The following is a 13,041-nucleotide window of genomic DNA, read 5'->3' as shown; positions in this document are numbered from 1 at the left end:
AGTAGCGCAAACAAGAAACGGAGTCCGACCATGAAGAAGTTCAAGAAATTTTATATTGAAATTACGAGCGTATGCAATTTGGCTTGCACGTTCTGTCCGCAGACGAAGCGTCAAGCGAATTTCATCAAAATAGATACATTTACGAATATCCTTGATCAAATTAAGCCGCATACGGATCATATTTATTTGCATGTGAAAGGTGAGCCGCTGCTCCATCCCAAAATTGATGAATTACTCGACCTAAGCCATGAAAAGGGCTTCAAAGTAAATATCACAACAAACGGGACGCTCATTAATAAAAATAGGCACAAGTTGCTTGATAAACCAGCACTTCGCCAAATGAATTTTTCCCTGCACAGCTTTGACGGTCATGAAGGCTCCGAGGATAAGGAAGGTTATGTGACGAGCATCCTGCGTTTTGCCAAGGAAATCGTCGCGAAATCGAATGTCATTATTTCCTTCCGATTATGGAATTTGGATACCGATAACCAGACGAATTTGGAACGGAATCGGAATCGTGAAGTGCTGGAATTGCTAGAGAAAGAGTTCGAACTCGATTACAAAATCGATGAGAAATTCGTCCGCGGAACTGGCGTAAAGCTCGCTGATCGTGTTTATCTGAATCAGGATCACGAGTTCCAGTGGCCGGATTTGAAGGCGGAGGAGATTGAGGGACCTGGCTTTTGCCATGCGCTGCGCAATCAAGCAGGTATTCTCGTTGACGGAACCGTTATTCCTTGTTGTTTAGACGGGGAAGGGGTTATTAACTTAGGGAATATTAATCACACACCATTCTCCGAAATCGTAGAGGGTGAACGAGCGAATCGGTTATTCGAAGGCTTTTCAAGACGTGAAGTGGTTGAGGAACTATGCCGTAAATGTGGATATCGCGAACGTTTTAGCATGTAAAATAAAAGCTCATTCCGGACAGCATGTAGGCTGAGGAATGAGTTTTTGCTTTTAACCAACATTCATGAGATAATACAAGTTTGATTCTTAACTTAGAGGGTTGGGGGCACACACGTGGGACGTTATCCATTTGCATATGATCATGCACAGCCATATATGCAGCAGGTGTCCGACTGGATCGCGGATATCTTTTATGACATTTTACCTGAAGCGGGCTTTGAGGTTCGGGATGAACAGATTTACATGGCGTTTCAGCTAGAGCGGGCTTATGCGGAGAAGCAGACGATTTTTGCGGAAGCCGGCGTTGGGACAGGCAAAACGTTAGTCTATTTATTATATGCGCTATGCTATTCGCGCTTTACGAAGAAGCCGGCCATCATTGCTTGTGCCGATGAATCACTCATTGAGCAGCTTGTGAAACCTGGCGGGGATATTGATAAAATTTCTCGCCATTTGAATATGGAAATCGATGCACGACTGGCAAAATCACCAGATCAGTATGTCTGTTTGGTCAAGTTAGATGAGGCCAGATTCGGTCATGAAGATACGGGGCTGTACCGTGAGGTGTATGAGGGACTTCCTGATTTCGTGCATACGCGTGAAGCGCTACAAACATTCCATGCCTACGGGGATCGCAAGAACTATCCGCAGCTGAACGATGAGCAATGGCACCGCATGAACTGGGATGCTTATCAAGACTGTTTTGTGTGTGATAAGCGGCATCGTTGTGGACAAACCTTGTCGCGTGAATCTTACCGGAAATCGGCCGATTTAATCATTTGTTCGCATGATTTCTACATGGAGCATGTATGGACATATGACGGTAGGAAGCGTGAAGGACAGCTGCCACTATTGCCGGATCATTGCACTGTTGTGTTTGACGAAGGACATCTGATGGAATCCGCTGCTCAAAAGGCGTTGACCTATAAGCTGAAGCATATGGTATTCGAGGAATTGGTCATTCGCTTGTTAAAAGGGGAAGTTCGTGAAACATTAGCTGTCTGTATTGATCGTGCGATTGAGCAGAGCGAACGTATGTTTGAAGTGTTGGAGGGCTGTTGCCGCCCGATTGCGGGCTCTGACCGTAAACAAATCGTGATGAGTGATCTCTTGAAAAGAGAGATTCTTACGCTCTGTGATATTTTATCCGAGATTGAAGAGGAGCTTGTCTTTGAGGGGGAAATGTTTACTCTTAATGACTATCAGCTGAAAATTGTTGAAGAGCATCTGGAGATGATGCAAAAAGCGTTCGCGTTATTCCGCAACGATCAATCCTTCATTTGCTGGGCAACGGAAAGTATTACAGGACTCAGTCTCGTTGTAATGCCAAGAACGGTGAAGGAAGTGCTCAAGGAGTATGTTTTTTCCTCCAAAATGCCAATCGTGTTCTCATCGGCTACACTATCTGTAGAGGGTAAGTTCGATTATGTAGCGAACAGCTTAGGCTTAGAGAAGTATCTTTCGTTCTCGGTAGATTCACCGTATGACTATGCGGAACGGATGGAAGTCATTGCTCCACGCTTCACAGAAGGCGGAACGTTCCAAGAGAAGATGAATTCAGCTGCCAGCTTGTTGAAAAGAACAGAAGGCAGAGCGCTTATTTTGTTCCCGACACATCAGGAATTGCAGCGTTTCAAAAAAGAGATGGCTGACCGTTCGGATTGCAAGGAGTTAACCTTCTTCTACGAGGGAGATCAAGAAATCTCGCATGTGATTGCATCGTTCCAAGAGAATGAGCACAGTGTGCTTGCTGCGGTTAGCCTATGGGAGGGACTTGATATTCCTGGTCCATCGCTATCCAACGTCGTTGTCTGGGCACTGCCGTTTCCTCCACAAGATCCGGTATTTAATGCGAAACGTGAAGCCGCTGTTTCTCCGTATGAAGAAGTCGATATTCCTTATATGCTGCTCAGACTGCGTCAAGGGATGGGTCGATTGATTCGAACGCGAGAAGATAGTGGGATCATTGCGATTTTCAGCGATGAGTTGTATACGAATGCATCGCTGCGTGAACATGTGGAGCGGGTTCTGCCGGCGGGCGTTGTGATGAAGTCGGAGTAAAGGTTGAAAATAGTTAGCGAAAGAGGAGCAGATGGTTGCTCCTCTTTTTGATGTTTTGCATTAAGTTTACTCGGAAAAATGCAATTAACTGGAAATTGTACAGCTAATTCAGCTATTTTCGGACTAAATAATGGAATAACTGGATTTTTTGACGTTAATTTGGTGCGGAATGGGCAGAACCAATGAAAACTGCATAATTAACGACGTATTTTCCATCTAATCGTTCTAAAATCAAGTTTTCCGCTGAAATAACTGTATGTTTTCCATCTAATCCCAGTTGGGGGGTGTGCATTCATCATTTTTTGCCGCGGCAAAGTCTAATGCCTAACAAAAGCGTGTATATATAACATATAATTGGAAGCGTTTACAACTTGTCCAAAGAATTACGATCGACCCAATCAACCTCGGCCAAACTGGTGTTAGCAGCATGAACACGTCGAAGGAGGTCGTCGCATGCAATTCTCTTATACCCAAGATCAGCAGGATATGAGGGCCAAAGTCCGTGAGTTTGCACTCGCGAAGATGGAGCCTACTTCAGAGGAAAGGGATGAGTATGAGCGGTTTGATCGTGGGATTTTCGACAGGATCGGTGAGCTTGGATGGTCTGGGATCCCTTGGCCACGTGAATTTGGCGGAGGTGGCTTGGATTTCCTAACTTATGCGATGGTGATTGAGGAGCTCTCGCGTGTTTGTGCGTCAACAGGCGTGATGCTCTCCGTGCATACGTCGCTAGCCAGTTGGGCGATTCATACGTATGGCACAGATGCGCAGAAACAAACGTATCTACTCCCTATGGCACAAGGGAAAAAGCTCGGTGCCTATTGTCTGACGGAAAGCGAATCCGGCTCTGATGCCGGTGCAATGCGCACGACAGCAACGAAGGAAGGAGATGCCTACGTACTTAACGGCTCCAAGCTATTCGTTACGAATGGCGGGGAGGCGGAGGTATATATTGTTTTCGCCATTACGGATGCACAGAACAAGTCGAAGAGTTGTACGGCTTTCATCGTGGAGAAAGGCATGGAAGGACTTATTTTCGGCACCAAAGAAAGTAAGCTCGGCATCCGTTCATCCACTACGATGGAGTTGAGGTTTGAGGCATGCAGCGTGCCTGCTGACAACCGATTAGGTCCGGAAGGCGAAGGCTTCCGAATCGCGATGCGAAGTCTAGACGGCGGACGGATCGGGATAGCCGCACAAGCCACGGGCATCGGCCAAGGGGCTTTGGATGCTGTTATTGCTTATGGCGCGGGAGCCAGCGCGCTCAGCGGAGAGCAATTCCATGCTTATCTATCGGAGATGGCCACGCACATCGAAGGCGCAAGACTGTTGACCTATCAAGCCGCTTGGCGCAAAAGCCAAGGGCTCTCGTATGGGAAACAGGCTGCCATTGCGAAGCTTTTTGCCAGTGATATGGCTGTCAAAGTATGTTTGCGTGCTGTCCAGCTCTGCGGCGTATGGGGTTGCCTGAAGGAGTCGAAGGTGGAGCGTTATCTGCGAGATGCCAAGGTGACGCAAATCTATGAAGGGACGAATGAGATTCAGCGTATTGTGATTTCGCGTTTGCTGCTTTCTGAAAGCACGTAGGAAGGGAGAGCGAAAACATGAGTGATCACTATTTGCCTGGACTTGAGCATGTGATAGCCAGTGAGACTAGCATTTCATATCTCGATGTGGAGAAGGAAGAGATTGTGATTCGAGGGTATGATCTGATGGAGCTTGCTGAGCAAATGACCTATTTGGATGTAGTTGGATTGCTGTTAGAAGGTGAACTGCCGAATGAGACGAGGCGCCTAGCGATTGAATCACAGATACAAGCGGTCTACGGATTACCGCCAAATGTGCGTGCTATGCTCCATTTGATGCCGGATCGGGCAGATATGATGGATGTGCTCCGAACGAGCATTTCCGCGCTAGCAAGCTTCGATGACGAACTCGATGATCGATCACCCGAAGCGAATGGACGTAAAGCGTTACGTTTATTAGCCAAAGTTCCGCAAATTGTTGCCTACGGTTATCGAGCTATCACGAAGCAGCCGCTCATTGAACCAGATCCCAAGCTGTCCTATACAGCTAATTTTCTCTACATGATAACGGGAACAATTCCGTCGCGGGTGGAGGAGGCGATTTTTGATCAATCGCTGATTGTGTACAGTGAGCATGAATTGCCGAATTCGACCTTTGCGGCGCGCGTTATCGCCTCCACACAGACTGATATATATGGTGCTCTTGTTGGCGCTGTTGCTTCACTGAAAGGAACGCTGCACGGAGGAGCGAACGAAGCGGTCATGCACATGCTGCTCGAAGCGGGTTCAGAAGATGATTTGGAAGTGTTGATACGTTCTAAGCTTGCACGGAAGGAGCGCATCATGGGCTTCGGACACCGTGTGTATATGCGAAAACCAGATCCACGCGCCTTGCTGATGAAGGAGGCGCTGGCGAAGCTCGCACCGGCATGTAATCAACAGGAACTATATGACATATGCGTACGTGGGGAAAACGTGATGCGGACAGAGAAAGGGCTGCATCCCAACTTGGATTATTATGCCGCGCCTGTCTATTACTTGCTTGGCATTCCAATTGAGCTGTTTACACCTGTTTTCCTTGCAGCGCGCACGGTTGGCATTAGTGCACATGTGATGGAGCAGCATGCGAACAATCGCCTCTTCCGACCACGTGTTCGTTATACGGGCGCGCGAGATTTACATCCGGCTCAAGGGGATATTCTTTCAGAAAGTGAGGACGAGATCGTATGAGTACATCTAGAGAACCTGTACAGAGGGAGATGATTTTTGACCCACTCATTGTAGAGATTGTTGACTACGCCTTGCATGCCGAGATTGAGAGTGAGGAAGCGTATCAGATTGCTCATCATGTCCTCATGGACTCACTAGGAACAGGCTTGCTAGCGCTGCGTTTTCCAGCTTGTACGAAACATCTCGGTCCGATTGTTCCAGGTGCAGAGGTGATTGGCGGTGCTCGTGTGCCTGGCACTCGATATGAATTGGATCCCGTTCAAGCGGCTTTCAATATTGGCTGTATGATTCGGTGGCTCGATTACAACGATACGTGGCTAGCGGCAGAATGGGGGCATCCATCCGACAACTTAGGCAGTATCCTTGCAATTGCCGATTATGTGAGTCGGAAACGTATGGCCGAGGGGCAAGCACCTTTTACGATCAAAGACGTCTTAACAATGGCGATCAAAGCGCATGAAATACAAGGGGTACTCGCGCTGGAAAATAGTTTAAACGCGGTTGGCTTGGATCACGTGCATCTGGTGAAAATCGCCTCCACCGCAGTGGCTACCGTTATGCTTGGAGGGACGAAAGAAGAGGTTTGCAACGCCGTCTCCAATGCTTGGATTGATGGAGCGAGCTTACGCACCTATCGGCACGCGCCGAATACAGGCTCAAGGAAATCATGGGCTGCGGGAGATGCCACGAGTCGGGCTGTCCGCTTGGCTTTGATGGCAGTCGGAGGTGAGATGGGATATGCCTCTGCATTGACAGCGCCGAACTGGGGATTCCAGGATGTGCTTTTCGAAGGCAAGACACTTACCTTGGCTAGACCTTTAAGCAGCTATGTGATGGAACATATTTTGTTCAAAATTTCATTTCCAGCCGAGTTCCACGCGCAAACCGCTGTTGAATGTGCACTTACGCTTCATGATCTCGTTAAAGAACGTTTAAGTGACATAACTAAAGTTATGTTAACAACTCATAAATCAGCGATTCGCATTATTGATAAAAAAGGTCCTTTGCACAATCCAGCGGATCGTGATCATTGTTTGCAGTACATGGTGGCCATCGGACTTCTGTATGGTACGTTAACTGCGGAGCATTATGAAGATGATATCGCTGCTGATCCACGTATTGATGCACTTCGGGAACGCATGGTTGTTGTCGAGAACGAGCAGTACAGCAAGGATTATTTGGATCCAGATAAGCGATCTATCGCGAATAGCATTCAAATTTATTTTAAGGATGGAACGTCGACGGGAAAAATTGATTGTGAATACCCCATCGGACACCGCAAGCGGCGGGCGGAGGGTCTGCCGAAAGTGATCGATAAGTTCAAAGCGAATGTGCAAACGCGGTTTCCAAGGAAGCAAACGGAAAAGATTATGGGGCTATCACTCGATTACGAGAAGCTCATTCAGACACCTGTGCCTGCGTATATGTCGCTTTTCGTCATTTAAATGTGGACAGATCGGCTGAATGAGGCAGGAGGTTACTATGTCATGGTTGATTGAGGAGGAGCCGAGTCAAGAACAGTTAGCTGCGGGGTGGCGTCGTTTCGTTGAAGCGGGTCCTATTGTCCAAATCGTTGGCACCCACGATGGCATGGCAGCTAGAGTCGCCAAACAAGCAGGGTTTGGGGCTCTTTACTTATCCGGTGCTGCTTATACGGCCAGTCGAGGATTGCCTGATTTGGGACTTATTTATTCCAATGAGGTTGCAGAGCGAGCAAGGGAGCTCGTCCGAGCAACAGGACTTCCGTTATTGGTCGATATCGATACGGGATATGGCGGCATTCTGAATGTTGCGCGGACCGCAAAGGAGATGGTGGAGGCGAAAGTTGCCGCCGTGCAAATTGAAGATCAAGATATGCCGAAGAAATGCGGACATCTCAGTGGTAAAAAACTCATTTCCACCGAGGAAATGTGTCAAAAAATCCGCACGCTCAAAGCCGTCAGCCCGACGCTTTATATTGTTGCACGGACAGATGCGAAAGGGGTAGAAGACATGGCGGAAGCCATCACCCGTGCGAAGCAGTATCTCGCCGCTGGGGCGGATGCTATTTTTCCAGAAGCACTCGAACGTGAAGAGGACTTTCAGCATTTTCGAAAGGAAGTGAATGCACCACTTTTGGCCAATATGACGGAATTTGGACGTACACCGTACTATACGGCTGCGCAATTCGAAAATTGGGGCTTCCGTATGGTTCTCTACCCGGTAACGTCGCTGCGTGTCGCTGCCAAAGCTTATGAGCGGGTATTTGAGGAGATTCGTCAGCAAGGGACACAGATCGGATCGCTAGCTGACATGCAATCGCGCAACGAGTTATATCAAGCCATTCGCTATGAGGATTATGAGGCTTTGGATGGTTCTATTGCACGATCAACTTGGGAGGATAAGAGTTAGAAGTGCAAGCGGCTTGAGGGAGGGCTCCACATGGATTATAGCCTTTCAGAGGAATTAGAAATGATTCGCACGATGGTACGTGATTTTGCATCCGAGGAGGTTGCGCCGACGGCAGCGCTTCGAGATGAAGAGGAACGGTTTGATCGTCATCTATTCAAAATGATGGGGGAGCTTGGCTTAACTGGAATTGTAGTGCCTGAGTTATATGGCGGACTTGGCTCGGATGCTCTGACGAATAGCTTGGTTCTGGAGGAATTAGCTCGTGCGTGTGCTTCTACGGGGTATACACTTTTCGTGCATAGCGCGTTGGCGGCTATGGCAATTTCGATGTTTGGCACCGAGGAACAGAAGAAGATATTTCTGAGTTCAATGGGAAGTGGGCAAAAGCTAGGGGCTTATGCGTGGTCTGAAACTACACAAACTGAGGGGGCTTCTGGCGTAATTCTGCGTACGCAAGCATTGCGTGACGGGGACAATTACGTGCTGCAAGGCGCGAAGTTTTTCGTTTCAAATGCGGGTGATGCGGATGTATATGTGGTGTTTGCATCGACGGAAAATGATTCGATGTCGCGCGAGAGTAGTGCTTTTATCATTGAGGAAGGCACTCCAGGCTTCTTATTAGGCAAAAAGGAAAGAAAACTCGGACTTCTTGGCTCACCTAGCATGTCTATTGAATTGGTTGATTGCCGAATTCCAATGGCGAATCGGCTTGGCGATGAAGGAGACGGCCTGCGGATTGCGCTGCAGACGTTGGAGTCTGCACGCAGCGGCATCGCTGCACTGGCGGTTGGGCTCGCACAAGCAGCAATGGATGTATCTGTCTCCTATGCGAAGACGCGCAAGCAATTCGGTAAGCCAATCGCGCAGCAGCAGGCCATCGCATTCAAGCTAGCGAATATGGCTACGCAAATTGAAGCTGCGAGGCTGCTCACGTATCAAACCGCATGGCGTGAGAGCCAGGGAGCAGTTGGAGGGGCGTATTCCAACCTATTTGCTGGGGATACGGCAATGGCCGTTGCGATTGAAGCTGTTCAAATCCACGGTGGTTATGGATATACGAAAGCTTTCCCTGTTGAACGATTTTTGCGTGATGCGAAAATGCTCCAAATGGTAGAAGCAACAATGGATGAGGAGCGGAGAGCAATTGCTCGTTTGATCAAGATGATGTGAGCTTGGACTGGAGGGCGAGGTGTATGCGAGAAAGCGTCATTGTTGGCGGTGCGAGAACCCCATTCGGTAAGTTTGGCGGCGCGTTGAAGGATGTCCCAGCTGTCGAGCTGGGGGGAATCGTCATCAAGGAAGCCATACGACGTGCGTCTCTGGATCCTTCATTGATCGAAGAAGTCATCATGGGCATGGTGCTGCAAGGAGGTGCCGGACAAATTCCTTCGCGTCAGGCGGCTCGTAGGGCGGGACTGGCGTGGAGTGTGACCTCGGAGACGATTAACAAAGTGTGCGCCTCGGGGCTTCGCAGTGTGACCATGGCTGATCAAATCATCCGCGCAGGTGATGCGTCGGTATTTGTGGCAGGCGGCATGGAAAGCATGAGCAACGCGCCATATTTGGCGACGCATGCGCGTTGGGGCGCACGGATGGGCGAACAGCGACTAATCGATCTGATGATTCATGATGGTCTGACATGTCCTTTCGAACGCGTGCATATGGTGCTCCATGGCAGCCGCATTGCTGCTGAAAGCAATATTGGACGTCAGGAGCAGGATGAGTGGGCTTTGCGCAGTCACCAATTAGCCTTGCAGGCGATGTCCAATGGTTACTGTGCAGAGGAAATCGTACCTGTCCAAGCGGGTGCAATTGTGGTGGATCGTGATGAGGGACCTCGTGCGGATACGAGTTTAGCTAAACTTGCCGGATTAGTCCCGGTATTCGATAAGCAAGGCAGCATTACGGCTGGAAATGCGCCAGGTGTGAATGATGGCGCAGCAGCTTTGGTCGTTATGGCAAGAGAAGCAGCATTAGAACAGGGCGTAATTCCGCTCGCAACGATACTCGGCCATGCTAGTGTAGGCGAGCGAGCGCCATATATCGCGACGGCACCTGCGTTGGCGATTCGGAAGCTAATGCAGCAAACGGGTATGACACTTGATCAAATTGATCGATTCGAGGTGAATGAGGCTTTTGCCGCTGTCGTGCTCACATGCGAGCGTATGCTAGGGTGGGATTCGCAGCGCGTTAACGTCAACGGCGGTGCCATTGCTCTCGGTCATCCCATTGGCGCGAGTGGAACACGCATCATTCTCACTTTAATCCATGAGCTTCGCAGAATTGGCGGTGGTTATGGGATTGCAGCGATATGCAGCGGCACGGCGCAAGGTGATGCGATCTTGCTTCGTGTGGAGTAGCCGAGGAATCCTATTCGGTGCTGGTAGTTTGGTTCAATGAAGCACTAGGAGCGATGAACGATGTCTATACAAACCATCATGGTAATTGGAGCAGGGCAGATGGGAAGCGGCATTGCGCAAGTGGCTGCCTCTGCAGGCCGCAAGGTACTTTGGCATGATCTATCTATGCCTTTGATCGATAAGGGCTTGTTGGTCATTAGCAACCAATTAGATCGGAATGTTGTGAAAGGGAGGTTGACGGAGGAATCGAAAGTAAGCATTCTTAGCCGCATTCAACCGACGGGAGCAATTGAAGAGGCTGCTCAGGTGGATCTGGTGATCGAGGCGATATCTGAGAATATGGCTTGGAAAACAGCACTTTTTCAGAAGTTGGATGGGATCTGTCCCCCTAATGTGATTATGGCAACGAATACATCATCGCTGCCGATCACTGAGATTGCTGCGGCGACAACGCGTCCTTCGCAAGTTATCGGGATGCATTTCATGAACCCGGTCCCCGTGATGCCGCTGATTGAAATTATTCGAGGTCTCGAAACGTCCCAACTTGTGTTCGAAGCCATCTTTCAGCTTAGCAAAGATCTGGGTAAAACACCGGTTGAGGTGCAGGATTTTCCAGGATTCGTTTCGAATCGTATTCTCATGCCGATGATTAATGAAGCTATTTTTACGGTATATGAAGGTGTAGCAACGGTTGAAGCTGTAGATACGGTGATGAAGCTCGGGATGAATCATCCGATGGGACCGCTGGAGCTCGCTGATTTCATTGGGTTGGACACGTGTTTATCGATCATGGAAATTCTCTACGAAGGGTTTAAGGATGCCAAATATCGCCCCTGTCCGCTGCTCAGGAAAAATGTGAAGGCGGGGCGACTTGGACGCAAGTCAGGGCAAGGTTTTTATACGTATTCAAGTTGAACGGTTCGCTATGCAGTCACTCTGTGGAGGGGCTGTTTTTGTTTTTGCAGGTAAACGCAGAGGATGAATGGAATGGATAAGTAGCGAATTGCGCTAATCTGAAGTCTGGAAGGGGGAATGTGTAAGATGGTAAATACGTGCTTAGGTTGCCAGCTTGCGAACGGACAAGTTCAAGGTCACGTTGTCTATGAGAATGAGTGGTTGACCTGCCTTTTAGATATCGCTCCGTTAAATGAAGGACATGTTCTAATACTTCCCAAGCGCCATGTGGCTGAATTGGAGGAACTAGAGGAAGAGACATCAGTAGCCATACTGAAAGCAGTCATGAAGATGTCACGCGTGATTAAAACACTCTATCAACCAGATGGCGTTACGATCCTCCAAAATGGTGGTACATTCAATGATTTAGGCCATGTGCATGTTCATATTTTCCCGAGATATGTTGGGGATGGCTTTGGTTGGTTGGAGCCGGAAGATCGAAATGACAATAGAAATCGATTGGCAGAGACGAGATTGAAAATAATTAATGCCATTAATGATTTATGCGATTAAATATAAAAAGTTGGCATCCATCAGCTAACATGATAAACTGCTAGGGGCGACACTGCAGCGGATTGATCTGTTTTGACGGAATCAGCAGATGTAGCTGGTGTCCAACAAAGGAGGCAATTTCCGTGAAATTTCGTGCTGTATCGCATGAGACCAAAATGAATTATATGCTCTGGAGTATAAAGAATGAAATCAGGAAAGAGAATAAGTACTTAGCATCCTTACCGTTTGATCCTTCGCCAATCATTGGCATTGTGAAGTATCATCTGGATCAGTGGGACCCGATTCAATTACTAGACGATGGAAGTCAAGACGATGAATACGATGGTGAGGCTCGCAGCGTTACCATTTATATAATTAAGCATATGGAAGAGATAAGTGTTGCCGGGTTGGGGCAAGAGATCCAACGCATTTTCAAGAAATCCTTTCTGGATGAATTTCAATCTGAGGCGGATACTTTTGAAATCGCAATTGGCATATTGCGTGATTTGACTAATGGAAATGAGGATGTTTCGAGTGAGTGAAATGGTAGGGAAGTACTGTGCGAAGTTTTTTGGTAAGACAGGTGTCATTCTTGAAATTGGAGTGGTGAAAAAGGTAGCAAGTCGTACTATTCATGTGGATTGGGGTCCGAAAACGTGGGTGTACCAGAATCGTGATTTCAATTGGACACCTCTGACGAAGGAAGAGTTCGAAGCTAAATACAAAAAGCCGAAATTCTCTGACGCAGCTCTGGTGCGTGCCGCAGAATTAGGTCTGAAAATTACGTATAATTAAGTTGCGGCTGCCTCTGGGCGGCCGTTTTGTTTCATTAGAATGTTCCAGCGGGGGATCGCGGTGCTGCGAAAGGGAACTACGTTCCGTAACTTCGGCGGGGGGCAGAGATATCGTGCTCTATCTTCATTACAGATCAACTTGGCGCTTCGCTGGAGGTTGCGTTAGTCCGATTTCTCCGAATTAAATCGAAGATTACCTGTAAAGAAGGACCAATAGTCCGATTCTGCCGAACTATTTACCTATTTTCCCTGCATGAGGCTTTATTGGGTTTATTTAGTTGGGCTATCTCGGACTAAATAGGTTATATTGACACGGACATAGAG

The 13,041-nt window shown here is 48.2% G+C and carries 12 protein-coding genes; all 12 read left to right on the top strand.

Features of this window, described 5'->3' with window-relative positions; all coding sequences use genetic code 11:
• Positions 1–30 precede the first annotated feature (30 nt).
• The gene (locus tag AC1DLM_RS28085; protein WP_057315601.1) at positions 31–909 is read left to right on the top strand and encodes a radical SAM/SPASM domain-containing protein; all 879 of its coding nucleotides are present in this window, start codon (positions 31–33) and stop codon (positions 907–909) included.
• A gap of 114 nt (positions 910–1,023) precedes the next feature.
• On the top strand, positions 1,024–2,970 hold the full coding sequence (locus AC1DLM_RS28080) for an ATP-dependent DNA helicase (RefSeq protein ID WP_477571802.1): 1,947 nt from the start codon (positions 1,024–1,026) through the stop codon (positions 2,968–2,970).
• Positions 2,971–3,423: 453 nt separating this feature from the next.
• Positions 3,424–4,557, top strand: a complete 1,134-nt coding sequence (locus AC1DLM_RS28075; protein WP_477571801.1) for an acyl-CoA dehydrogenase family protein — start codon at positions 3,424–3,426, stop codon at positions 4,555–4,557.
• A 17-nt stretch (positions 4,558–4,574) separates the two neighbouring features.
• Positions 4,575–5,726, top strand: coding sequence for a citrate synthase (mmgD, locus tag AC1DLM_RS28070; RefSeq protein ID WP_477571800.1), 1,152 nt, complete (start codon positions 4,575–4,577; stop codon positions 5,724–5,726).
• Positions 5,723–7,171 carry a bifunctional 2-methylcitrate dehydratase/aconitate hydratase gene (locus AC1DLM_RS28065; RefSeq protein ID WP_477571799.1) on the top strand — a complete coding sequence of 483 codons (1,449 nt, stop codon included), beginning with the start codon at positions 5,723–5,725 and terminating at the stop codon, positions 7,169–7,171. The genes mmgD and AC1DLM_RS28065 overlap by 4 nt, the downstream gene beginning before the upstream one ends.
• Before the next feature lie 37 nt (positions 7,172–7,208).
• Positions 7,209–8,117: a methylisocitrate lyase gene (gene prpB / locus AC1DLM_RS28060; RefSeq protein ID WP_477571798.1), complete on the top strand. Its 909-nt coding sequence runs from the start codon at positions 7,209–7,211 to the stop codon at positions 8,115–8,117.
• 30 nt (positions 8,118–8,147) lie between these two features.
• Entirely contained in the window at positions 8,148–9,287 is a 1,140-nt protein-coding gene (locus AC1DLM_RS28055) for an acyl-CoA dehydrogenase family protein (protein ID WP_477571797.1), read from the top strand.
• Positions 9,288–9,310: 23 nt separating this feature from the next.
• A complete protein-coding gene (locus AC1DLM_RS28050; RefSeq protein WP_477571796.1) occupies positions 9,311–10,477 on the top strand; it encodes an acetyl-CoA C-acetyltransferase in 1,167 nt (388 codons plus the stop codon).
• Positions 10,478–10,537: 60 nt separating this feature from the next.
• Entirely contained in the window at positions 10,538–11,392 is an 855-nt protein-coding gene (locus tag AC1DLM_RS28045) for a 3-hydroxybutyryl-CoA dehydrogenase (RefSeq protein ID WP_477571795.1), read from the top strand.
• A gap of 126 nt (positions 11,393–11,518) precedes the next feature.
• On the top strand, positions 11,519–11,944 hold the full coding sequence (locus AC1DLM_RS28040; RefSeq protein ID WP_477571794.1) for an HIT family protein: 426 nt from the start codon (positions 11,519–11,521) through the stop codon (positions 11,942–11,944).
• A 122-nt stretch (positions 11,945–12,066) separates the two neighbouring features.
• Positions 12,067–12,465 carry a hypothetical protein gene (locus tag AC1DLM_RS28035; RefSeq protein ID WP_477571793.1) on the top strand — a complete coding sequence of 133 codons (399 nt, stop codon included), beginning with the start codon at positions 12,067–12,069 and terminating at the stop codon, positions 12,463–12,465.
• A complete protein-coding gene (locus AC1DLM_RS28030) occupies positions 12,458–12,718 on the top strand; it encodes a hypothetical protein (RefSeq protein WP_441991785.1) in 261 nt (86 codons plus the stop codon). Before AC1DLM_RS28035 ends, AC1DLM_RS28030 begins: the two co-directional genes overlap by 8 nt.
• The last annotated feature ends 323 nt before the right edge of the window (positions 12,719–13,041 follow it).

It is taken from the genome of Paenibacillus sp. 01T442 (assembly GCF_056398345.1).
Note: the sequence above shows the minus strand (reverse complement) of the source record. Positions and strands in the feature narration are given on the sequence as shown.